This is a genomic window from Legionella drancourtii LLAP12 (assembly GCF_000162755.2).
Classification (GTDB): domain Bacteria; phylum Pseudomonadota; class Gammaproteobacteria; order Legionellales; family Legionellaceae; genus Legionella; species Legionella drancourtii.
Genome location: NZ_JH413820.1, coordinates 1 through 22,937 on the forward strand (window position 1 = coordinate 1; position 22,937 = coordinate 22,937).

The window sequence follows — 22,937 nt, forward strand, 5'->3', positions numbered from 1 at the left end:
TCTCTAAATCACTTGCCGAGCTTTTGATTATTTATTCCATACCTTGAACGATTGGCAATATGTCCAAAATACTCAAAAAGAGAATACGACGCAAATTGAGCAACAAATAGAAAAAGGTGAGTGGCTTTTTTTTTCGACCGGACATGATGAGACTTTTAACGTTCAAGTGGCTTAGTTAATCTTGAGTTTCCAGTGTTTACGGAAAGAGAATATAATAAGCTGATTGATTTTTCTGATCTATTTATACTAGACGTGCCAACTGGAACCATAACGATAACAGATTATCTTTTTAATGAACCTGCTGCTAAAATTGAAATTCTACCAGGCCAATATCGGGTTTCTCTTTATTTTGATGATAAAGGCACCTATTTTATTTGTTTGGCAAGGTTGATGCCTGAAATTAACTTGATTGAGAATAAAGTATCAATTCCACAACTTGAAGGGTAAGCATTCTCCTTAAAATAAATTAATCAGGAAGATACGCTAACATGATAAAGCAATTATTGCTGGTTGTTTTTTTTTAATTTTAACGCTGCTAATAATCTATTCATTACAGAGATACTTTATATATTTCCCTTCTGTAGAAAAGCCCCACCGCAAACATTTTCATGCGGAGGACATGCAGGTTATTAAAATTAAAGTTGCTGATGGATTGATTCTAAATGCTTGGTATAAGCCATCTGTAGCCCATAAACCGGTAATTGTATATTTGCACGGCAATGCAGGACATATTGGTTTCCGCATGGATCTGATGCGTCAATTTCTTTCTGCAGGGTTTGGTGTTTTACTGCTTGAATACCGTGGTTATGGTGGAAATCCAGGTAAGCCAACTGAGTCTGGATTATATGAGGATGGCCGCGCTGCAATGAGATTTTTACAAGGCGAGAAGCAACACAAGCCAATTGTACTTTATGGCGAGTCTTTAGGCACAGGCATTGCTACAAAGTTGGCAATGGAGTTTCCAGTCTGTGCTCTAGTATTGCAATCACCTTATACTTCATTGACTGCACTGGCTCGCTATCATTACCCTTTGTTGCCAATACCTATAATTGATAAGTATGATTCTCTATCGCGCATGCAACAGATCCATACCCCCATCTTAATGTTGCATGGTAAATTAGATGAAGTTGTTCCCTATAACCAAGGCTTAACTCTGTTTAATTTGGCTAATCGACCTAAACAATGGGTGGAATTCTCAACTAAAGGACATAATGATTTATGGAATGAACAGTTCGTTTATGTAGTGATTAACTTTATTAACACTTATTGCATTGACCAACAACCAAAATAATGTGAGCGATGGATAAAATATTGCGTAAATTACTTTGAGTCTTTCTGCTTAATAAATGACGATGTTGTTATGAATGTGGATATTACGCGTGTACGAACAAAATTAAACTCCTATTTATTAAGAAATCACTAAAAAGAATTATTAAGGTTGAAAGTCATTGATATTTTCGTTTTCTTCGTCAGCTTGAAGTTTCTTTAGTCCTTTCGCTTCTCTTTCATTTTCAGTATCAATAGGGCCAAGATTGTTTTCCAAATTCTTCATAATTTCTGAAGGTAAATCATTGGGATCAATCGATAGTTCAATTTCACCGAGCATTTGATCCTCTCTTGCAACAGGATCTATTGAAGTTTTCTCTTGATTTGTCGATGCTTTATCCTGTAGCCGCATTTCATTTTGCTTGTTGCGATTAAATGTTGTCATGTTATTCAAATATAGGTTTGTTTGTTTAAGTATAGTTCTGTTTTGATGTTTATTACAATAGAACTTGTAAAAGGAGGGGGAACAAGAAAGGGGCCAATAAGCGTAATACGCTTATTGGGATTTAAAATGCTAAGATTCTTCGGCTACTTCAAATTCATCTGCAGAAAAAATTTCATCTGCTTCATTTTTATTTTCAGTAATTAATTCATGTTCTAAGTTCCTAAAATTCCACATGCTTTGATCCATCAACTGGCTTGGCTTAATACTTTGCAAAGCATGCAGGATATTACTGGGCACTTTAGGATTTTCTTCGGCCAATTGATCAATTAAACGGGTTACTTTTTTACGCATTAAATTTTCCTGCGAACCACAAAGCGTGCAGGGAATAATTGGGAATGCTTGTGCATTAGCAAAAGCAATAATGTCTTTTTCCTGGACATAGCTTAAGGGGCGGATCACGATGTGTTTCTTGTTATCACTTAATAATTTAGGTGGCATGGAGCGAATATCGCCATTGTATAAAATAGACATCATCAAGGTACGTACTAAATCATCACGGTGATGGCCTAGAGCAATTTTATTATAACCATTTTCTTCGGCATAACGGTAAATAATACCGCGGCGTAAGCGGGAGCATAAAGAACAATAGGTTTTGCCTTCAGGAATTTTTTCTTTCACAATACTATAGGTATCGCGAGTCAAAATTTCATGCTTAATGGAACGATCTTCGAGCCATTGACGTAAAGCAGAATCATCCCAACCAGGTTGCGCTTGATCCAGAGTAAATGAAAACAGCTCAAATTTGTTGCCAGAACGACGGCGCAATTGTTCCAGAATAGTTAATAGGGTAAATGAATCTTTACCACCGGATAAGCAAACCATTACACGGTCACCGCGTTGGATCATGTTAAAGTCGGCAATGGCTTTGCCTGTATAATGCAGTAGTTTTTTTTCTATTTGAGAAAGATTGGACATTATAAAACCTTGTTATTTATTAGCGTCACTGGCCACAGCGGCATATCCATTAACCCGCGTTGTTGCTAGCCATGAATTGATCAGCTCCAGATCGTTAACATTCAAGGTACCAGCCAGATATTTTAAAGTTAAAACGGAATTAATCAAATTGTATTGATCATTCGCCAATTGTTGTTGTGCTTCAAACAAACGTTGTTGTGAATTTACGACGTCAACCATGGTACGTGTACCTACTTCAAATTGAGCCTCAGTGCTTTCTAACGAATTTCGTTGCGAAATAATAGTTTGTCGGTCTGCTTTTACTTTACTGATTCCATCGGTGATGGTGTTAAAGGCAATACGACTGTTAACGACAACTGTGCGATAGACTTGTTCCATTTGTTCGCTGCTGCCTTGGAAGCTATGTTGTGCCTGTCGCGTTTGTGAACGTACTAATCCGCCTTGGAATACGGGGAAATTTAATGCCAGAGCAATATTGGATTGAGTTTGATTTTGTGGGAGTAGTGGATTGTTGTCATGGGCATTTACTTGATTATGTGTCTGCACTGTATTACCTTGAATGGCAATTGTGGGCCAATTACCAGCAGAAAGTGTCTTCATATTTTCTCGTGCTACCTCAAGATTGTATTTGGCGGCAAATAATTTGTAGTTTTGTTTTAATCCCGTATCTACCCATTCATCGGCATTATTAGGTTCTGGTTTAATCAATGGGATCTTATTATCACGTAGTGGCGCTAATGTTTCATAAACATGATCGGTTAATTTTCTTAGATTCTCGTATTGATTTTCTTTATTGTTGCGTGATGCAATTACAGTTGCTACCGATTGGTCATAGGCTGCTTTGGCTTCATAAACCGAAGTAATCGCATCAAGACCTACTTGGAAACGTTGTTGGGCTTGAGCAAATTGGCGCTTATTCGCCCGTTTTTTAGCTTCCGCGAAATTTAAGGTATCTTGCGCATAAAGCACATCAAAATAGGCTTTAGCGGTTCTAAGAATTAAATCTTGAGCTGCGTCATTAAATGTTGCTTGTGCTGCTTTAACATAAGCCTTTGCCTGACGTACTTTAGCCCATGATTCATAATTAAATAAGGCTTGTGATGCGGTTACTTGCCACTGAGTCGAATTGTAATATTGATTGTTAATTGTAAATACACCATCGTTTAAGTGTAAACGATTGCGCGCTGCCTGGCTTGAAACAGTAACTTGAGGCAGCAGCGCCGAACGTGCTTGCGGAATTGCTTCTGCATTAGCCATATAAGTATCATAGGCATTCTTGAAGATGTTGTCATTTTCAAGGGCTTGTTTATAAATATCCATTAGATCCGTTGCATGCGCGTGCGTAGACAGACCCAAAGTCATGAGATAGCAGATCAGGAGTTTTTTCATTATAACTTATACCCTAAAAATACAGAGTCCGTCATCCTGCGGCTTTGTGTTGTATAATCGCTTTTAAAACCGATCCCTAGAATACAAATTCTTTTGGTTTTAGCTTATCAATCAGCAGAGGAATACCCGTTTCAAAAAGTAGCGACTGACTCCACTTTTCTTGATGATCTAACTGGTATAAACGAGCTTGCATAACGGGGAGTTTGCCTTCAATGGCGAATAATTTTCCACCAGGAAGGATTTGCAGTTTGTGAGTTTCATTTAATTTTTCTATTGCACCAGTGAATACGACAACATCATACGGTGCGCTTTCTAACCACCCTTGGCTTGCATCACCGGTAATTAATTCCACATTAGTACAGTGATGGGCTTTTAATTTACGTGCAGCATTAACGGTGAATTCAGCATAATAATCCACACTAATTACTTTTTTACATAATTTGCTTAATAAAGCAGTAAAAAAACCACATCCAGTTCCTACTTCCAGAACGGTTTCGTCTCCTTTGAGTTTTAAGGCTTGCAGGATCGTGCCTTCTTCTAATGGCGTGAGCATGCGTTGCCCATGTCCAAGCGGAATTTGCATGTCTGAATAGGCAAAATGACTGTATTGTTCAGGAACAAACTCGTGTCTTGGTATTAAGTCATACAAATTGAGTATGGATTCTTCTAAAACATCACCAGTGCGTAACTGCTGTTTTACCATATTAATGCGTGCATTTTGATAACTCATTTGCTCTACCGTGTTTAATTGTTTTTAGTGGATTAAAACTTTGCGTCAATCTTAGCAAAAAATTAACTCATGTGCTAAGAAATAATGTTCTAATCCTTAATTTCATGGTGACTGTGTTTAAAGTTTGTTATGATCCGCGACTTTATTGTAATACTTTGTTCGCCTCCTTCAAAGGATAGTGTGAGCTAGGGTTGGAACATAATGCATAGGAGGATACCATGCTTGAGCGATTTAGCCATTTTTTGCAAACCGAATTAGAAACACTTAAAAGTGAAGGCCTATATAAGTCAGAGCGTGTGATTGCCAGTCAACAACAAGCGGATGTAACGGTTAATCAAAAAGAAGTGATCAACCTTTGTGCGAACAATTATTTAGGCTTGGCTAATGATCCGCAATTAATTGCAGCAGGGCAAAAAGCGTTGCAGCAATACGGTTATGGTATGGCGTCCGTGCGTTTTATTTGTGGAACGCAAACTCCTCATAAACAACTTGAACAAAAAATAAGTCAATTTTTAAGTAAAGAAGATACTATACTCTATTCTTCTTGTTTTGATGCCAACACCGGTCTTTTTGAGACCTTGTTAGGTGAAGAAGATGCGATTATCAGCGACGCTTTAAATCATGCCAGCATTATTGATGGGGTACGATTATGTAAAGCGGCTCGTTATCGTTATGCCAACAATGACATGAACGCATTGGAAGAACAACTTATTGCCGCGAAAAATGCCCGCTTTCGTTTGATTGCTACGGATGGTGTGTTTTCTATGGATGGTATCTTGGCTAATCTGCCGGCAATTTGTGAATTGGCAGATAAGTACGATGCGATGGTTATGGTTGATGATTCACATGCAGTAGGTTTTATGGGGAATACGGGGCGTGGAACCCCAGAGCATTTTGGTGTGAGTGATCGTATTGATATTATTACCGGAACTTTAGGTAAAGCATTGGGCGGGGCTTCAGGTGGTTATACTGCTGCTAATGCCACAATTGTTGATTGGTTGCGTCAGCGCTCCAGGCCTTACTTATTCTCCAATACACTTGCTCCGGTAATTGCTCATACTTCATGCGTGGTATTAGATAATTTAATGAAAGACAGTCACTTATCAGAAAAATTAAAGCGTAACAGTCGTTACTTCCGCGAAGGCATGACCCGTTTAGGCTTCAAATTAGTTCCTGGTGAGCATGCTATTATTCCAGTAATGCTCGGTGATGCCAGTTTGGCTGGCCGTATGGCTAATCGTTTATTAGAACTAGGTATTTACGTCGTTGGTTTTTCTTATCCTGTCGTACCTAAAGGTTTAGCACGAATTCGCACCCAAATGTCTGCTGCACATGAATTGCACCATTTAGACAAGGCTATTGCCGCATTTGAAACCGTAGGTAAGGAATTTTCTGTTATCTAATGTTAGGGATAATGACATCCATGCAGCCTTAAATTAAGGCTGCATGGACTGAAAAATAATTTACTATTTTGAGGTATTTTAATGAAATCATTAGTCAAAACAAAAAGAGAACCCGGAATTTGGATGGAAGAAGTTCCTATTCCTGAATATGGCGTGAATGATGTTTTAATTAAAATTAAAAAAACAGCAATTTGCGGCACGGACATTCATATTTATTCTTGGGATGATTGGGCGCAAGCCACGATCCCTGTTCCTATGACTGTAGGACATGAGTTTTGTGGCGAAATTGTTGCTATAGGTCAAGAAGTTCAGGGCTTAGCTGTTGGCCAACGTGTTTCTGGTGAAGGGCATATAACGTGTGGTTATTGCCGTAATTGCCGTGCGGGAAAACGCCATCTTTGCCGCAATACGTTAGGGGTTGGGGTGAATCGACCTGGATGTTTTGGTGAGTATTTATCACTCCCAGCATCTAATGTAATTGTACTTCCTGATAATATTACGGACGATCAAGCGGCAATTTTTGATCCCTTCGGTAATGCGGCTCATTGCGCTTTGTCTTTTGATGTCGTCGGTGAAGATGTATTAATTGCTGGTGCAGGCCCCATTGGCATTATGGCTGCTGCAATCGTTCGCCACATTGGTGCACGCCATGTAGTTATTACCGATGTAAATGATTACCGTTTGGATCTAGCGCGAAAAATGGGTGTAACGCGTGCAGTGAATGTGAAATATGAAAAACTGCCTGATGTCATTGCTGAATTAGGCATGTTGGAAGGCTTTGATGTTGGTTTGGAAATGTCGGGCAATCCCTTAGCGCTTAACGAGATGATGAAGGCAATGACTCATGGTGGGCATGTTGCAATGTTGGGGATTCCTCCTCAGGAAACTGCTATTGATTGGAACCAAGTTATTTTTAAGGGCCTGGTTATTAAAGGTATTTATGGTCGGGAAATGTTTGAAACCTGGTATAAAATGATTGCAATGTTACAAAGTGGGTTAGATATTTCCCCGGTGACGACTCATCATTTCAAAGTAGATGATTATCAGCATGCATTTCAAATTATGGCATCAGGTCAATCAGGAAAAGTAATTCTTGATTGGTCATAGCTAACTAGAGGCTGTTGACATTTCTACTCTCGTGGTCAAAATAGGCAGATTTTCTATACTCCAGCACTCATGCTGAGTGCTGGTGTTCGAAAATCAGCCTATTTTGGTTCAAGCTAGTGAAATGGCAATAGCTTCTCGATTTAAGAAAGACGGAGTATTTATGTCACAGTATATTTTTACCATGAATCGTGTCAGCAAGATTGTTGAGAATCAGCGATTTATTTTAAAAGATATTTCATTAAGTTTTTTCCCTGGCGCCAAAATTGGTGTTTTAGGTTTGAATGGTTCTGGTAAATCCACACTGTTGCGGATTATGGCTGGTGTTGATCCGCAATTTGAAGGTGAAGCAAGACCGCAACCTGGGATTAAAATTGGTTACTTGGAACAAGAGCCACAACTGCATCTGGAAAAAACAGTGCGCGAAGTGGTTGAAGAGGGCGTGGTTGAAATGAAGCAACATTTAGCACGCTTCGACGAAATCAGTATGCGCTTTGCTGAGCCAATGAGTGATGATGAAATGAATACCTTGCTTGCAGAGCAAGGCGAGTTGCAAAATCTCATCGAAGCAGGTGGTGGCTGGGATTTGGATAGAAAATTAGACATCGCGGCGGATGCTTTAAGATTACCTGAGTGGGATGCGGTCGTTGGCAAATTATCTGGAGGTGAGCGCCGGCGTGTTGCCTTGTGCCGTTTGTTACTGTCCAATCCTGACATGTTATTACTTGATGAGCCAACTAACCATTTAGATGCAGAGTCTGTTGCCTGGTTAGAACATTACCTGGAATCGTTTCCTGGAACGGTCGTTGCGATTACCCATGATAGATATTTCCTGGATAATGCGGCGGAGTGGATTTTAGAATTAGACCGTGGTGAAGGGATTCCTTATAAAGGTAATTACACTTCCTGGCTTGAGCAAAAAGAAGAACGTTTGAGCATGGAAAAGAAACAGGAAGATTCACATCAACGTGCGATTAAAGCCGAATTAGAGTGGGTGCGTACTTCTCCTAAAGGCCGTCATGCTAAAAATAAAGCACGACTTGCGCGTTTTGAAGAAATGAATTCCAAAGAATTCCAAAAACGTAATGAAACCAATGAGATTTATATTCCACCAGGTGAGCGTTTGGGGGATTTAGTTCTTGAAGGAGAAGACATTACGAAGTCATTTGGCGACCGAATCTTAATTGATAAACTGAACTTCAAACTGCCTAAAGGAGGCGTTTTAGGTATCATTGGTCCTAATGGTGCTGGTAAGTCAACCTTTTTAAAAATGATTACTGGTCATGAAGAACCTGATAGCGGTACGATTCGTGTCGGTGAGACGGTGCAATTGGCTTATGTGGATCAGATGCGTGATGAATTAGATCCCAATAAATCAGTATGGCAAGAAATTTCTGATGGCCATGACATCATGCAAGTAGGTAGTTATCAAATGCCTTCTCGTGCTTATGTTGGACGGTTTAACTTCAAAGGAACTGATCAGCAAAAGAAAATGTCTCAACTTTCTGGGGGAGAGCGTAACCGCGTACATTTAGCCAAATTGCTAAAGAGCGGTGGTAATGTTTTATTACTTGACGAACCTAGTAACGATTTGGATGTTGAAACCTTACGTGCCTTAGAAGATGCTGTTCTTAATTTCCCTGGTTGTGCTGTAGTCATTTCGCATGATCGCTGGTTTTTAGATAGAATTTGTACGCATTTAATGGCGTTTGAAGGCGAATCACAAATTACCTTTATTGAAGGGAATTACAGTGATTATGAAGCTGATAGAAAACGTCGTTTGGGGGATGCTGCGGATAGACCATCACGAATTAAATACAGGAAGTTAGAATCTTAAGTTCAATATTGTGGTAATTACTCACTTTTGTTCCCTCTCCACTGCGTGTAGTGTGGGGGAGAGGTTTTTTACTTTGTTGGAGATAAAATCTAAATGAATAAGTTATTGTGGGCAGGTTTATTATTATGCCTTGGCTTAACATCCTGCGTTGAATATGATGAATCTACATTAATTACTGATGATGCCGGTTATGTGCATCGCACCGTTCATTATACAAAAGACAAGCGTGGGCGTAATTATTTCCCGATGAAGATTAAAGCAACCGGTGAGAAACGTTTTGTGTTTGATCCTAAAGCTTCTGCATGGGCTGCTTATGATGAAGAAGGCAACCGTTTATTAACTGGGGCTGGTTCTGCTGGAGTAGACACCTGTGAGGAAAATTCAACACAATCGTGTAGAACAGTAACGGGCACATTCCACATTTATAATAAGAAAGGTCTGAACTGCCGTTCAGGAGAGTATCCTGTTGATACACGTGGTGGCGCTAAGATGCCCTATTGCATGTATTTCTACCAAGGATTTACTATCCATGCGGCTTATGATGTACCTGAACATCCATCAAGTCATGGTTGTGTACGCGTGTTCCCAAGTGCTGCTAAATGGTTAAATGAGAATTTTATGCGTGTTGGCACTAAGGTCATTATTTTGGCTTATCCTGATCAAAATGGGGTCTATAGTTCAACGGCCCAATCGTTTTAATTTTGCTCTATTTACAGTCCTCTCCTACGTCAAGTTAAGGGTGAAAATTGCTTATTCCTAGATCCCGCGGATATGCCGCGGGATCTAGGCAGATGATTTTACTATGCCTGCATATGGATAGGGGATTTTCTATAATATTTTTTATAAGGATATATTATGACTCGGAAAGTAACTTGTGCTCGTTTTTTTACTACTGCTCCCCATTATAATAATACGGCGTTAAATAAACGACCGCTGCAGTTTTTTATCCATACTGTACCCGCACCGACGCTCATGATGAAAAGACTGCAACGGCAGGGATTTTTCCCAAAACAAGTTTTTCCTGAAACAAAAAAAAGTATGGAAACCTATTTGCAAGAAGATGGTTTTGATCTGCAGGCAATGAAACACACACCTGTCGAATTATTGAGAAAGCCATTAAAGTTTGCTTTTTCAGGCCAAACTTTTGCTGATATACCGCAGCCCTATCAATCACTTATTCCCGTATTAGATACTTATGTTACAACGATCGTGAATGTTTTAGGTGATCAACTTGCTAATCGTCCATATGATCCTAAAGAAAAGTTAAGTGAAAATACATCTGAACGTGGTCATGCATTGGAAGCACTTTTCATTACGCATCAGCTGCGAGTTTGTGAAAAAAATAAATGGGCTGGACTTGCGTTGCAGCATGATATTGCGCGGTCTACGATGGCTGATATCCATCACGGTGATCGTTATCATCATCTTGAAGCCGATCAAATCTTAGCGCCCCAAGGATACTCTCAGGAAATGGCAACCCGTTTTCCATTCTTGCATGCATTTGCAAAGGGGATGTGGTCAAATTATTCCAAGGAATATCAGAGTGAACTTCTCAGTCCCTATTCAGCTAATTCGTTGCTCTGTCAGCAAAAAGAGGCTGCTTTAATCATGCAGCAATTGGATGACTTATATTATTCGCCTGATTCTACAAAACAACCTGAAAAATCAGAACAACTGCTGGCTTTAGTAGTGCGGATGATGTTATTACGTTTGGTGGATGATTCTGCCAAAGTTGTGATGCCAGAAATTGAGCAATGTTTCACGTCTGCTCAGCTTAAAAAAATAATCACTGAGCAAACGGTTGCTCATATTCAAACATGTTCTCCTGAATATTTCTCACAATATCAAGATTTGCTAAAGGGCGCCTTATCGTTATTGCGACGTACTAAAGTATCTTCAGATTATCCTGAGCGTTATCAGCCGATTCCTGAGGAGGATAGACTCTTAAGTGATTTCCGTGGTTTTCAAATGTAACTGTTAAATTGATAATAGGGTCGAGGTTGGAAGAAAGCACGGAGATGGAGTAGAGTATTTACGTGGCCTATCTCTTTAAAGTGAGCGTGTTCATGATGCATCGGATACTTTGATTGCGATCAAGGCTACGCTTGCCCACTTTGTGAATTAGTTAATTGAATATATTGGCTATAGGTTGAGTAAATGACATAAGAAATCGCTCCAAGTGAAATGAAGACACTTCCAATTAAGGGGAGTAGGTATTTCTTTCTATACTATTATTAATGAGCTCTTCAAATTTGCCTTTAATATATTCACACTTGAGAAGATGCTCTGCTTCCTCACTCGTTATGGGTTGCTTGCTAATAATTAATTTCAAATATGCTTCTCGATCTAAAGAAGCTTTAATAGCCTCTTCAAGGAACGGTATATAATTGTTTTTTATTTCTGGAGCTACATAAAAATCCTCACGAGCTTCTGTAAACTTCTTAAGCTCTAATTCATTTTCTATACGCGAAGTTTCAATTTCTTCTATTACCTTTACGATTTCGTCAAACTGCTCTATTTTTTGCGTCATCTTATTCACCTTTTTTAGGGGGTAATCAAAATCCAATGGTGCATTAATAAAAAACGAACACCAATTAAATTACAGAAAATTACACGCTCTAAATTAAGTGTAGACTAATCCGGGTTTAATGTTGTCATTCAGCCTACTAAAGGTTCCGTCGATGGAATCTGTACAACACTCTCTCTGAGACAGCCTCTATATTTATTATTTTTGAGAATCAATGAATTTTTGTATTTTTATAAAGCAATAGTGAAGAAATTGTTCCTTGATTTTTATCTTAGCAGTTCCTTCTCCATGACCGTTTAAATTAATTATTTCGATTAGAAGCGTATTTGCATCTGCATTGAGGGACTGGATTGTATCTTTTGTATCTATTCCATATCGATCGTTATCTAATCTCCCATTCCCATGTAATAAGCAATTTCGGATTTTAGAAATATTGAGTATAGTTTGCCAATGTTTATTATCAATACGGTATCCTAGCTCCTTAAGTGCCGTTTCAAATCGGGTTATACTGGCATTTTTCTTAATTAATTTTTGTTCACACTCATGGTATAAAGATTCTTCTAGTGTCGCATAAATTTGCAAGAAGGTTGATTCAATCAAAATATCCAAACTTTGTTTATAAGACACCAAATCATGAGTTTCATCAGGGGTTAATTCATTAATATTTTTCTTCGATTCTAAATGAGCGCTAGTTGTTTGAATTGATGTAGCCACCAAATCGTATATTTTTAACTGATATTCAAAATTAATTAGTTTAAAAAATTTAAATTGATTCATAAATCATTATCCAATATTAATGAGTAAGTCTTGATGATGCGTCGCGCAATCAAGGTTTTCAGCCTCAAATTGGCCTTATTTTCACCTATCCAGCTACTCTGAACTTAATGATGCAATAAGGCCAATCATGCCGAGCGTCAATTAAACGCTATTTGCGTACTAACAGTTAAGAACTTTGATTATTGTCATATCATGATCGTCTTTGTTGTACTCTGCATGTTTTCGTTTCCGTTCACTCGAGGCAAAAAATCTTGAGGGGTTCTCTTTCTTTAGCTCTTCTACATCAGGATCAACCATTTTACACGTCCCATCTTTATTAACATGATACTCGGCCTCATGTGCCAAAAAGTCTCCTGAGAGCCTTGGCTTCTTTGTTTGAGCTTTAATAAGGGGAGCCAGATATCTATCATAAATATCTTTAAAGGTAAGTACCAAACCAATTTTATCTTTATGCAAGCGAATGACGCGTCCCAGCATTTGCTCCATATCTTGTTCTGCAGTTTTTTGAGAAGGTCTGCGTGCAATAATCTCCCAAGCCAAATCACGACAATCAAATCCAAAACGAAGTTTTCTCACGGCAATTAATACACCAGGAGCTTCGCTTTCAACAAATTGTTTCACTTCAGTCGATGATTGATGATTATTACTATGAATAGCGTAAGCCGCAATGCCCGCAGAGCGTAGTACTCGTTGTGCATTCTCACATAATGCAATTGATTCTAAATAGATAATGCCTTTAGTTTCAGCCAAGGTGGATTCTTCTTCGCCTTCGAATCCTGGGTGATATTGATGCTTTAGCATTTGTGGTAGGCAATTAATTAACATTTCTACATTACTTAATGAATATGTTACATTCAAAGGTAGCGCAACCACGGGTGCATGAAAATCCCCTTGTAAGGCATCATGTAAACTAAAAGAGTATAATGTATTTTTAATGATATCTTCTTTCGGTGGGGTTGCACTACTCGCAATAGTTATTGGGCCATCTTCAGGGAGCGCTGCGCACAATTGCTTCACCGTGAGTGAATATTCATGGTATTCATCTAAGAGAATTAAGGCGGCAGTCTTGACCATTGACGGTTCTTCTTCCAATAGTTTTTTGAAACTGTCTTCACAACAAATGACAATCGAACGTTGGCTTTTGAAGAAATTATTTTTTCTCAGCAGTTTCACGCCAATACTTTGCAGATGGCTGGAAACGGTCACGATAGCACTATTGGGAATCTGTAGGAAGCTATTTTCCTCGTGGAGCAATTGGTTATATTGTATCAAATCATGGTAGAACTGCCTAACCAGCTCAATTTGAGGGGTGATGATAAAAATCTTTTGGCTTTCGTTGGAGGCATGATAGGCCATAATCGCCAGTGTGGATTGAATAAGACTTTTTCCGCTTCCCGTCGCTAAGGTAAAACGGGATGGATATTGATAAAATTGAGGGACCGCTTTTATTGCGTTAATTTGGTAGTCACGTAGGATACTGTTTTTGAAATCATACTCATTAATTAAGTCATAGAAATTTGCTTTAAAATTATCATGCCCATTGGAATAACGTAGAAATGGTGTAGAAGTACCGGAATTCTGGCCATTTGCAATGGCATGCTGGTTCAATATGTTGACATTTTGGAGAAATATATCTTGTGCCGCATATCGTTCATAATTGTCGATAATAATTTGATTTAACTTTATAATAGTATAACTTAGGATATCGGAAAGTTCTTCTGGAATAGGCTCTAATCCGTCAATTTTGTCAAATTGCTCGGCTTTAATTCCGCTTGATGCAAAAAAATTCCGATTGTTTTTTGAGCGTACAAGACTAATTTCCTCTAAGGGTAATATACTATATCCCTGAATATTTCTTTCTTTTAGTAAGTAATAGAGAACCAGTTGAAAATAATAATCCTCACCCCATTTTTTTGCTTGTACTGCATTAGGAAATAGGAGGAATAATTGTTCTTCGTCTTTAAGTAGCTCACGAATCAGCCTCATATTGATCATGAAAAATTTAGAACCCAATTCTCCATGTGCTTTTTTATGATTATGCTTGGTAGCAACACTGATACTGCCTTTATGGTGAACATGTGCTTTTAAGTGCTCAAAAAGGTTGTCCCAGGATGAAATTGGCAGAGCTTCTTTTTTTAACAATATCTTGTCGATGTTATCATCAAGCATAATAAATTCATGAAGGCCTAAATGAGAGGCAAATAGAAATGCTGCAAGGCGTCTCGCCGTAATGCTGTTAAGCTCTTGATAAAATCCATGATATTTGCTGTTCAGCATCGAAATTATCAATATGTCGAGATGAGCGGATAAATGAGGCATAATTTCCTCTTGCTCTTCTTCGGTGCAAATCAAGACGCATCGCCCTTGTTGGGGTTCTGGAACTAAGGCATTGGCTGTTCGGCCAGCACAGATAAATGTCGAGATTTGTCGTGTGTCTATCTCCTTACTCAGTGTTATTAATGTTGCTGCAAAATAATCAGAGGAGATAGAGTAGCTGTAATGTTGCGAGTCAGAGGGGAGGATGCTATGAACCGGAATAAAGGAAAGCTCTTGATGTTCCATCGGGTAAGCGCTGAAATGGGGCGCCGGTTTAGGGAGGCTAGGATGAGGGACTTCAGTCATATATTTAGAATGAATACCACCACGTGCTTCAACGTGCTGATGGACTGACGCAATCGCTAGCTGATGCTGATGGTTTTCTAAACTATCTGTAATTTCAGTTTCGTTTACTGTCATAAGATGAGAAGCTTCCTCATCTAGGAGCGTATTTTCTTCCATCCAATCAAAGGATGGAGAGCTGTAAGGAACTGTGTCGAATTCATCTGGTAGAGCAAAGCGATTTTCTGGAGTTAGGGCGATGGAAGTCCAATCTAAACTTACGCCTACGTGTTCCATCTCGGGAGTTATCTTGTCTTGCATGGTTTGGATAGGTCGGTGAGGCTTTGTTTCGTTTATTGTCATAAGATGAGACGCTTCCCCATCTAGGAGCGTGTTTTCTTCTGTCCAATGAAAGGATGGAGTGCTGTTAGGAGCCGCATCGAACTCATTTGGAACAAAGGTTTTCGCTGAAGCTAAGGCCATGGAAATCCAATCTGAGCTTTCTTCTTCGTGTTCCGTTGCGGGAGTTATCCAGCTTGGTACGGTTGAGCTGCTATCACTAGGCTGTGAGGTTTTGTATAGGCTCTGCTGGAGGTGGGTACTGAGTTGTATATGGATATCTTTAACCTCAAAGTCAAGTTGGCATAGTGCAAGATCAATGTCAAATTGAATAGATAAAGTATCCTTGGGAAAGACAATTGAATATGGGGTTAGGTCTACAGTTTTGAGGATAGCCTGGTATCTGGCAAGTTCAGCTCTTAGCTGTGGTTGAGCTGAAAGTTGAGTTTGTTCTTTAATCCAGGTTTGTAGCTGGGATTGCATTGGATATGGAAATTTTTCTTGAATAACGCCTAGTAATTCAGTGCGAACAATAGCAAGATTTTTTGTAACCTGATCTTGTAGTTGATTTTGAGCTTCAGAAATTACGCGCTCAAAGTGTTTTATTTTTGAACGCCAGATCTTAAGGGAGTGTTCAGTAAAAACGAGCGTTTCTCTGCCATCTATCATGCAATATATAGCGGACAGGGACGATTGTGTATATAACGAACTACCTTCAGCAATCATCTGGCCATCAAAGGTAAAATAAGGTCTGTCTGATTTAAAATATTTGCGCACGAATACCTCGATATCTCTTGTTTCTATTAACAATAATCATTTTGAGGGTATTTTATATGCTGTTGCTTAAGACAAGATTAAGGCGATTTTTAGACAATTGAAATTTAGGGGATGGCCATTATATTAGGCTACTATCAACTTATTTGGTTGAGGAAATTTCCGTTAATTTTCAAACAGTCTTTCCATGAATAGGAAGGACCGCGTTGATTGAAATTCTATTTTGGAAAAAAGGAGTTTCCAAATCAATCTATTCTTAAATCAAATATGGATGATTATAATGTGTGCATAAAGATTTAAAAACAACAGACTTGATTCGCTTGTTTTTTAGCATACTCATAAAAATGGCTCTATCTAACGTGTAAATCAAGACTAGAACTAGGCCTAGTAATTAGGTCTAGAGGATCAATCTAGCCTGCCATTAATGATTAAAAAATAATCTTAATGTAAGAAAATGAGATTACGCCTTATCTTAGTAAGGAAAAACGCCATAAATGGTAAACTTGTCTCACGATACAGATTGCTTCATATTAATTTCAACATATTGATATATAATAGGGCGCAAAATTGATCCAGAATGATTTAGGGCAGTATTATGACACTTAGAGAAGGGATTATTAATTCTTATAATGCGAATAGTTCAACACATGAATTAAATGATGCGGAGAAAGCAAACCTATTGTTTGATATTGTTTTAAAATTGATTATCCAAAATAAATGGACATATTTTGCTAAGGGGAAGGGGTATAGTGCTGAGTTTATACTCAATTGTAATTATTCTGAACCTTTACACGTTAATTGCTTTGAATTATCTCAGATGTTTGCTGCTTTGTGCGCACAAGTTGGCATTAGCGATGTGGATACATTTGTATACAAGAACAAACCCAGTAGCAAAATAGGTCAGAAGTTATACGAGGAAAATTCTGAGTCTAAATATACGTTTCAATGCTTTGATGCACAATTTGAATGTATTGATAATCAAATTTGTTTTGATCAGCATAGTGTGGTTAAGGTTAATGGAAGATTTTATGATTTAATATTTTCATGTGCTTATGAGCAAATTGCAGAACCCTATGATGTTGGTCCTTTGGCTCAAGCTATTTCATCTCTTTATTCAAATAATGAAATGGAGGCTCTCCAGTTATTACAAAAGTGCAATGAAGATGAGTTGAAACAAACCATTGCCGGTGAGTCATTATTGCACATCGCAGCCGGCTCAAACTTTTTAACTGTAACTTCGTTTTTATTGGGTAATGGTGTTGATGCGAATAAATTACCAATAGATACAATGAGGAGTCGAAGGTTCCTCTGCACTATGCTATTGATTCGAAATTAGTTACATTACTTTCAAAATATACTGATCAGTTAATTGTAAAAGTTGTGCAACATTTTTGGGATGCTGTAGATATTATTTATCAGGGCGGTAGTCCTGAGAAATTTTCAGAAGCCATGCACGGAATAGATATTAATTGTCAAGATGGTAGTGGATGGACCTTATTGCATTACGCGGTTAGTGCAAACGACGTGGGTATTGCTAAATTTTTATTAGAGAAAGGCGCTGATGCCAATATACACGATGCTGCATTGAAAATTCCTCTGCAATATGTCGATGAAAAAGATTCATCTATGTATCGATTATTATCTCCTGAAACAGAAAAATCGATTAACGTTCCTCCCTTGCCTATAACGGATGAATCTGGATTTAAACCGCTTCATACTCGTCAAAAGATGGAAACTCCTAAACCTGATTTTTCTCAACAAAAGGATATCCCTGACTCTGCAATGATGAATATTAGTATGCAGATTTTAGGTGGTTTTATGGCCGCAGTGGGTTGCGCTGCAGTTGCCGTGGCTTTTATTCTTCTGAATGCCGCAACTTTGGGTACAGCAGGATTAGTCGTATCAGGGGTGGGAATGGCTTCTATTCTTGTCGGGATTGGGCTTTTTGCCACGGGAACGTACAAAAACAGACAGCCAATAGCCAATGAATCTTTAGCCGATAGGGTAGGCCATGAGCCGCTATTGCTGTGAGCTTGCTTCGTGAAAACGGTGTATTTTCGCGGTTATATGTTGAAAAATTAGTACTCTGTATTGCATACTGCAATCCCTAACGTAAATGAACAAAGATTATCATGAATAACCTACAGAAAATCACTTGTCCCATCTGTAACAAAAAAAATACCTGGCATCTTGAAAACACTTTCAGGCCTTTTTGTTCTGACCGTTGTAAACTAATTGATTTGGGGGAATGGGCTAGTGAAACCCGAAAAATTCCAAGCGACCCCGTTGATTTTTAATCTTTCACCTACTGGCTTTGATGATTCGGATGACCATTCTTTTTAAAATACTGACGGCGTAATGACTAGGTTATTTCTCAAAGTTATAATTGGATTTTGCGCTTAAGAATTTTATGTGAGAGCTAGTTTGTTATTGGCGATTAAGTTATTATTTATTTTCAATAACATAGTGATAGTTTAATTTCTTGCCAGTGTGAAATTTCTGGAGCTCGCGGACAAGCCACTGGACGCACTGCCATTAAGTTAAGGATTTTATGCTTCAAATGTCTCAGAGCCTGTTGTCCCCGCGTAGGCGGGGATCCATTCCTCACTGGCTATAATGCCAATTCATGGATGGTTTCCCGCCTGCGCGGGAATGAGAGATTTCCTTAACTTAATGGCAGTGGCCACTGGACGAGAGGGGCAAAAGCATTAAGAAAGTGTCTTTCGAGTTTGAGCGCATTTATTTTTGAGAAAACTGACAAGATATTAAAAATTCCTAATACCGATTTTATTATCAAATGGATTTGACGATGCAAAAAAAATTTAAAACCGCTGTCTGCCAACTTGCCATTGCTGTAGTTGCTTTTTTATTTATGGCTATAAGTTATGCCGGTAAGCCGTTGTGGACATTTACCCCAGATCCTTATTATCCTGCAACGGTATCTATAACATCCGTTGGTTCGGCAAGCATTAAATACGTAGTAACTAATCAATCGCGTAGAACGCATACCTTGGCTATGCAAGCAATTGCTGGGATTACGCAAATTACCAGCGCGGGGAATTGTCCTAATCCCTTTATTTTAGGTTATCAGCAATCGTGTACGCTTAATTTATTGGTGAACGGGGGGGCATTAACACGTAACATCATGGGTGGTCCTGTCGTGTGTCAACAAGGAAGTGCGCTTGAGTGTTATCAACCTGGTTCACCTAATGCGTTAAATATTACTCGAATTCCCGTGGCAAACTATTTAATTACGTCAATTGCTGATGCAAATGGGAGCATTACACCCAATACGCCACAAACAGTGGTAGCAGGCAGTAGTTTGACCTTTAATGCCACGCCTAATGCGGGTTATTATGTGGATCAATGGTTTGTGGATGGTGGAATTGCTCAGAAAGGTGGGTCGACGCTTACTTTATCCAACATTATTGCCAACCATACCGTAGAAGTATCCTTTACACCGGCAGGAACAATATATGCTGGAACTTTGAGCGGTTTTGTTTATTTCTCTACCGATAATGGTTTAACTTGGGTGAACACAACTGTGCCATCGGTTGGCAATGCTGTGAATAGTGTATTTGCAACATCCAGCACCTTATATGTAGGCAGTGCGGATAGTAAAGTATATTATTCAACGAATAATGGCGTCCTTTGGAATTCCACAACTTCAGTTCCTGGTGGTGTCGCGGTAAACAGTGTTTTTGTTGCAACGGTGAATAGTATTCCAACCATTTATGTAGGGGCTCAAAATGGAAGCGTTTACTACTCGACTGACGGCAATACTTGGACTGCTACCAGCACCAATCCAGGTTCTGGGCCAGTAAATAGTATTTTCATTACGCCTGAAAATACTATTTATGTCGGTAGTGAAGATGGCAATGTTTATTATTCAATAGACAATGGTACTAATTGGAATGGAATTAATGGTCCAACAATTCCCACCACAGCCCCCGTCCATAATGTTTTTGCCACGAGCAACCAACTGTATATCAATACGCGGCAAATCTCATCGAACAGTACGTTACCACCGGGAACAATCGATTTTGAATACGCATATGCCAGTAATAGTCTAACTGCTGCAAATCCAACATGGACTCTTTTGTCCCAAATAACGTATACCTTGTTTGTTAATTCAGATGCGAGTGTTATGCATGCCGGTACACAAGATGGTTATGTGTTTTCATTAACTACTGGAGATGAATTGGGATTTATAACATATAGCCCAATTACGAGTTTGTTTTTTCTAGGCTAGCATAGGGAGATAATTCATGTTGAGACTTAAAAAAGTAGTATTGTTTTTATTGCCATATAGTTTTATGGCAATAACTTCCTATGCCAGTCAAGCAAACGCCTTATTGAGTTTGCCAAGCCCTGGTTTAACTTTACTAAAGCAGGCGACTCTGATTGAGCCTGTTGCACCTAAGACAAAAATATCATTTATTGTCTGGCTAAAGCTACGCAATAAGCCGAAATTAGATCAGCTGGTTCAAGATATTTATGATGTGAACAGTTCTCGATATCATCAATTTTTAACAGCCGCTCTTTATGAGCAAGAATTTGCACCGAGTAAGGAGGCAGAAGAGGCGGTGCAACAATTTTTTGTAGCGCAGGGTATGCAAGCAAAGGTCGTTAATCATAGTGTTCGTGTAACCGGAACTGCGAGGCAAATTGAGCAGGCACTGCATGTGCAACTAAATGATTATAAATATCATAATGAACTTGTTCATGCCAATACAAGCGCACCCAAATTAAATCCAGAGGTTGGCCAATATATTACGGAAATTACTGGCCTGAGCACGATTCCTGAATTTCACTCGAATTTAGATAGTGCTCAAAATATTGATGAAGAGGTTCATGACTTAAATTTTATTTGGCGTAATTTTATCCCTTTTGCTATTCCTACGAATATTTCATTACAAGGTTTTAGTGGTGCAAATTTGCAAAAAACTTATAATCTTAGCAATATTCCTGCTGTTAATGGGGTGCATCTCAATGGGGCAGGGCAAACATTAGTTGTTGTTGATAATTGCGGTTCTAATGGACCTGCGCAAATTTTAAGTGATGCCAATCAATATTTTAATGCTAATGGTATAGCACCTTTTGTCACTTCAGGACCGTTAAAGAATTTTGCAGTTATTAACCCCGATGGTTCTCCTTTTACAACCTGCTCGAGTGGAGCCTCCTTTAGTAGAGAGGTGGCATTGGATGTTGAATCATCACATACGATTGCGCCAGGGGACAATACAGTTTTAGTTCTCGGTGCTACTGATCAGCGAAGTACTTTAACTGATGTAATTAACACGTTGATTCAAAATAATTATACTATTGCCGGTTTCTCGAACGCGTATGTAATTTCGAATAGTTGGAGTAGTCCTGAAAACAGCATCGATACCGCACTAGAAGCGACCCTGGAGTTGGCAGCAGCGGCCGGAATCAGTGTTAATTTTTCCTCAGGAGATTGTGGAGATAATACGTACAGCACACAAACAAAATGCACGGGAACAGGGGCCTCATCCTTAGCGGTTAATTACCCTTCCAGTTCTGCTTATGTTACTGCTGTTGGAGCGACTGCTTTGTTTGTAGATCAAAATTACCGTTATGCGTTTGAAACGGTTTGGGGAACAGTTAATAGTGCCTTGGCTTATGCAGGCGGTACGGGTGGGGGGATTAGCCAGTTCTATGGACCAGTTCCCTGGCAGAGCTCTATTAGTAATTTTACTGCGGGTGGCTATGGCGTTATTAATAGTTATGGGAGTCGTCGCGCATTGCCTGATATTGCTATGCTGGGTGATCCACAAACAGGGTTGCTGATCGTTGCGGAAGGTGCACAGGTTAAAGATGGTGGTACCAGTTTGGCTTGTCCTTTATTTTCGGCGACCTTAATTTTAGTAAATCAAGCACGTGCTTTACTCAACAAAGGATCTCCTATTGGTCAGGCCGCACCATATTTGTATCAAAATAATCAAGTTTTACTGGCGAATAGGGCAATTAATTTGATTATTCCACCGGCACTGATTATCAGTGGCGCAACACCACCTCCTTCCATATCGATACAGGGAACTCCTGCTCCAGCTTCTGCATTTACAATTAACAATACAACTTTGGGATGGGATTCATCATTGACTGTCGAGCCTGAGGATCAGTTTTGGAATGATGGCGTAGGGGTTGGCTCTCCTAATATTCCCAATTTTGTTCTAACCATGGCGAATATGTAGAAATCACGATTTACGCCTTAGCTATTTATCTCGTTCTGTAGGTAGTTTGGGGTAAATTTTTACCTTAATAATCTTTGAGGCCGTTGCTTTTTCAATTTCAGCATCGAATTCTGGAAAAGCAAAGCGTTCTCCTTTTTTTGGCACATAACCGAGGCGATAAAAAAATAATCCATTTAAGATGTCGATGTCATCTTCTACGTGAATATCACGATCGAGGGCTTGTTCTAAAGAATATATGGAGCAATTTCCAGATGCGGAGATACTGCCATCATCATTAAGTATCCAGTCAACTTTGGTGCGGTGAAATTCGTCTTTAATGCGACCGATTAGGACTTGCAGTAAGTTGTCTAAGGTTATGAAGCCACGCAGCGTTTCATGACCGCTGTATACAAGAGCAAAATGAGGCATTCCTTCGCGAAATTTACGTAACAAATCTAAGGCAGGCATACGGCGTGAAATTTTTAATATGGGTCTAAGTAGTGAACGTAATTCTTTTATCTCACTTTGTTGATACAGGATAGGAAGAAGGTCTTTCACATGGATAATACCAATTACATC

Annotated in this window: 20 protein-coding genes; 12 read left to right on the forward strand and 8 right to left on the reverse strand. The window is 39.0% G+C overall.

Annotated elements, in window-relative coordinates:
* Window positions 1–192: 192 nt before the first annotated feature.
* Together LDG_RS08385 and LDG_RS08390 are read left to right on the forward strand one after the other, a co-directional pair.
* Entirely contained in the window at window positions 193–447 is a 255-nt protein-coding gene (locus tag LDG_RS08385) for a hypothetical protein (RefSeq protein ID WP_006870845.1), read from the forward strand.
* Between the two features lie 172 nt (window positions 448–619).
* Window positions 620–1,291, forward strand: a complete 672-nt coding sequence (locus LDG_RS08390; RefSeq protein ID WP_006870846.1) for an alpha/beta hydrolase — start codon at window positions 620–622, stop codon at window positions 1,289–1,291.
* 141 nt (window positions 1,292–1,432) lie between these two features.
* On the opposite strand, the gene LDG_RS08395 is transcribed toward LDG_RS08390, so the two are convergent.
* The 4 genes from LDG_RS08395 to LDG_RS08410 all read right to left on the reverse strand — a co-directional run bounded on the left by LDG_RS08395 (window position 1,433) and on the right by LDG_RS08410 (window position 4,805).
* Window positions 1,433–1,711: a hypothetical protein gene (locus LDG_RS08395; protein ID WP_006870847.1), complete on the reverse strand. Its 279-nt coding sequence runs from the start codon at window positions 1,709–1,711 to the stop codon at window positions 1,433–1,435.
* A 129-nt stretch (window positions 1,712–1,840) separates the two neighbouring features.
* Window positions 1,841–2,686 (reverse strand): tRNA 2-thiocytidine(32) synthetase TtcA, encoded by an 846-nt coding sequence (ttcA, locus tag LDG_RS08400; protein ID WP_006870848.1) that lies wholly within the window; start codon window positions 2,684–2,686, stop codon window positions 1,841–1,843.
* Between the two features lie 12 nt (window positions 2,687–2,698).
* Window positions 2,699–4,075, reverse strand: a complete 1,377-nt coding sequence (locus LDG_RS08405) for a TolC family outer membrane protein (RefSeq protein WP_040535036.1) — start codon at window positions 4,073–4,075, stop codon at window positions 2,699–2,701.
* Window positions 4,076–4,151: 76 nt separating this feature from the next.
* Entirely contained in the window at window positions 4,152–4,805 is a 654-nt protein-coding gene (locus LDG_RS08410; RefSeq protein ID WP_006870850.1) for a protein-L-isoaspartate O-methyltransferase family protein, read from the reverse strand.
* Between the two features lie 218 nt (window positions 4,806–5,023).
* Here LDG_RS08410 and LDG_RS08415 point away from each other — a divergent pair, with 218 nt between their 5' ends.
* The 5 genes from LDG_RS08415 (at window position 5,024) to LDG_RS08435 (ending at window position 11,123) form a co-directional block, all read left to right on the forward strand.
* Window positions 5,024–6,208 carry a glycine C-acetyltransferase gene (locus tag LDG_RS08415; RefSeq protein WP_006870851.1) on the forward strand — a complete coding sequence of 395 codons (1,185 nt, stop codon included), beginning with the start codon at window positions 5,024–5,026 and terminating at the stop codon, window positions 6,206–6,208.
* 81 nt (window positions 6,209–6,289) lie between these two features.
* Window positions 6,290–7,315 (forward strand): L-threonine 3-dehydrogenase, encoded by a 1,026-nt coding sequence (gene tdh / locus LDG_RS08420; RefSeq protein ID WP_006870852.1) that lies wholly within the window; start codon window positions 6,290–6,292, stop codon window positions 7,313–7,315.
* Between the two features lie 160 nt (window positions 7,316–7,475).
* Window positions 7,476–9,149 carry an energy-dependent translational throttle protein EttA gene (gene ettA / locus LDG_RS08425; RefSeq protein ID WP_006870853.1) on the forward strand — a complete coding sequence of 558 codons (1,674 nt, stop codon included), beginning with the start codon at window positions 7,476–7,478 and terminating at the stop codon, window positions 9,147–9,149.
* A 93-nt stretch (window positions 9,150–9,242) separates the two neighbouring features.
* Window positions 9,243–9,848 (forward strand): L,D-transpeptidase, encoded by a 606-nt coding sequence (locus LDG_RS08430; protein WP_006870854.1) that lies wholly within the window; start codon window positions 9,243–9,245, stop codon window positions 9,846–9,848.
* Between the two features lie 156 nt (window positions 9,849–10,004).
* Window positions 10,005–11,123, forward strand: coding sequence for a hypothetical protein (locus tag LDG_RS08435; protein WP_006870855.1), 1,119 nt, complete (start codon window positions 10,005–10,007; stop codon window positions 11,121–11,123).
* A gap of 226 nt (window positions 11,124–11,349) precedes the next feature.
* Here LDG_RS08435 and LDG_RS08440 read toward each other — a convergent pair whose 3' ends face one another.
* The 3 genes from LDG_RS08440 to LDG_RS08450 all read right to left on the reverse strand — a co-directional run bounded on the left by LDG_RS08440 (window position 11,350) and on the right by LDG_RS08450 (window position 16,167).
* Window positions 11,350–11,679 carry a hypothetical protein gene (locus tag LDG_RS08440; protein ID WP_006870856.1) on the reverse strand — a complete coding sequence of 110 codons (330 nt, stop codon included), beginning with the start codon at window positions 11,677–11,679 and terminating at the stop codon, window positions 11,350–11,352.
* Window positions 11,680–11,874: 195 nt separating this feature from the next.
* Window positions 11,875–12,453 (reverse strand): hypothetical protein, encoded by a 579-nt coding sequence (locus LDG_RS08445; RefSeq protein WP_006870857.1) that lies wholly within the window; start codon window positions 12,451–12,453, stop codon window positions 11,875–11,877.
* Between the two features lie 159 nt (window positions 12,454–12,612).
* Complete coding sequence (locus tag LDG_RS08450; protein ID WP_040535039.1) at window positions 12,613–16,167, reverse strand: DEAD/DEAH box helicase; 3,555 nt, start codon at window positions 16,165–16,167, stop codon at window positions 12,613–12,615.
* A 592-nt stretch (window positions 16,168–16,759) separates the two neighbouring features.
* Between LDG_RS08450 and LDG_RS08455 the strand changes: the two genes are divergently transcribed.
* From LDG_RS08455 to LDG_RS08470, 5 genes are all read left to right on the forward strand, one after another.
* Window positions 16,760–17,500 (forward strand): ankyrin repeat domain-containing protein, encoded by a 741-nt coding sequence (locus tag LDG_RS08455; protein WP_006870859.1) that lies wholly within the window; start codon window positions 16,760–16,762, stop codon window positions 17,498–17,500.
* A 44-nt stretch (window positions 17,501–17,544) separates the two neighbouring features.
* Window positions 17,545–18,195 carry an ankyrin repeat domain-containing protein gene (locus tag LDG_RS08460; RefSeq protein WP_006870860.1) on the forward strand — a complete coding sequence of 217 codons (651 nt, stop codon included), beginning with the start codon at window positions 17,545–17,547 and terminating at the stop codon, window positions 18,193–18,195.
* A 101-nt stretch (window positions 18,196–18,296) separates the two neighbouring features.
* Window positions 18,297–18,461: a DNA gyrase inhibitor YacG gene (gene yacG, locus LDG_RS18935; RefSeq protein WP_083821404.1), complete on the forward strand. Its 165-nt coding sequence runs from the start codon at window positions 18,297–18,299 to the stop codon at window positions 18,459–18,461.
* Window positions 18,462–18,973: 512 nt separating this feature from the next.
* Window positions 18,974–20,416, forward strand: a complete 1,443-nt coding sequence (locus tag LDG_RS08465; protein ID WP_006870861.1) for an InlB B-repeat-containing protein — start codon at window positions 18,974–18,976, stop codon at window positions 20,414–20,416.
* Window positions 20,417–20,432: 16 nt separating this feature from the next.
* On the forward strand, window positions 20,433–22,379 hold the full coding sequence (locus LDG_RS08470) for a S53 family peptidase (protein ID WP_006870862.1): 1,947 nt from the start codon (window positions 20,433–20,435) through the stop codon (window positions 22,377–22,379).
* A gap of 21 nt (window positions 22,380–22,400) precedes the next feature.
* Here the strand turns inward: LDG_RS08470 and LDG_RS08475 are convergent.
* On the reverse strand, window positions 22,401–22,937 hold a 537-nt coding region (locus tag LDG_RS08475; RefSeq protein ID WP_040535042.1), incomplete at its 5' end, for a transporter associated domain-containing protein.

Bases quoted from the DNA above. Each gene is read 5' to 3' on its own strand.
- LDG_RS08390 (WP_006870846.1), top strand. From the start codon at position 620: ATGCAGGTTATTAAAATTAAAGTTGCTGATGGATTGATTCTAAATGCT.
- LDG_RS08395 (WP_006870847.1), bottom strand. From the start codon at position 1,711: ATGACAACATTTAATCGCAACAAGCAAAATGAAATGCGGCTACAGGAT.
- ttcA (WP_006870848.1), bottom strand. From the start codon at position 2,686: ATGTCCAATCTTTCTCAAATAGAAAAAAAACTACTGCATTATACAGGC.
- LDG_RS08405 (WP_040535036.1), bottom strand. From the start codon at position 4,075: ATGAAAAAACTCCTGATCTGCTATCTCATGACTTTGGGTCTGTCTACG.
- LDG_RS08410 (WP_006870850.1), bottom strand. From the start codon at position 4,805: ATGAGTTATCAAAATGCACGCATTAATATGGTAAAACAGCAGTTACGC.
- LDG_RS08415 (WP_006870851.1), top strand. From the start codon at position 5,024: ATGCTTGAGCGATTTAGCCATTTTTTGCAAACCGAATTAGAAACACTT.
- tdh (WP_006870852.1), top strand. From the start codon at position 6,290: ATGAAATCATTAGTCAAAACAAAAAGAGAACCCGGAATTTGGATGGAA.
- ettA (WP_006870853.1), top strand. From the start codon at position 7,476: ATGTCACAGTATATTTTTACCATGAATCGTGTCAGCAAGATTGTTGAG.
- LDG_RS08430 (WP_006870854.1), top strand. From the start codon at position 9,243: ATGAATAAGTTATTGTGGGCAGGTTTATTATTATGCCTTGGCTTAACA.
- LDG_RS08435 (WP_006870855.1), top strand. From the start codon at position 10,005: ATGACTCGGAAAGTAACTTGTGCTCGTTTTTTTACTACTGCTCCCCAT.
- LDG_RS08440 (WP_006870856.1), bottom strand. From the start codon at position 11,679: ATGACGCAAAAAATAGAGCAGTTTGACGAAATCGTAAAGGTAATAGAA.
- LDG_RS08445 (WP_006870857.1), bottom strand. From the start codon at position 12,453: ATGAATCAATTTAAATTTTTTAAACTAATTAATTTTGAATATCAGTTA.
- LDG_RS08455 (WP_006870859.1), top strand. From the start codon at position 16,760: ATGACACTTAGAGAAGGGATTATTAATTCTTATAATGCGAATAGTTCA.
- yacG (WP_083821404.1), top strand. From the start codon at position 18,297: ATGAATAACCTACAGAAAATCACTTGTCCCATCTGTAACAAAAAAAAT.
- LDG_RS08465 (WP_006870861.1), top strand. From the start codon at position 18,974: ATGCAAAAAAAATTTAAAACCGCTGTCTGCCAACTTGCCATTGCTGTA.
- LDG_RS08470 (WP_006870862.1), top strand. From the start codon at position 20,433: ATGTTGAGACTTAAAAAAGTAGTATTGTTTTTATTGCCATATAGTTTT.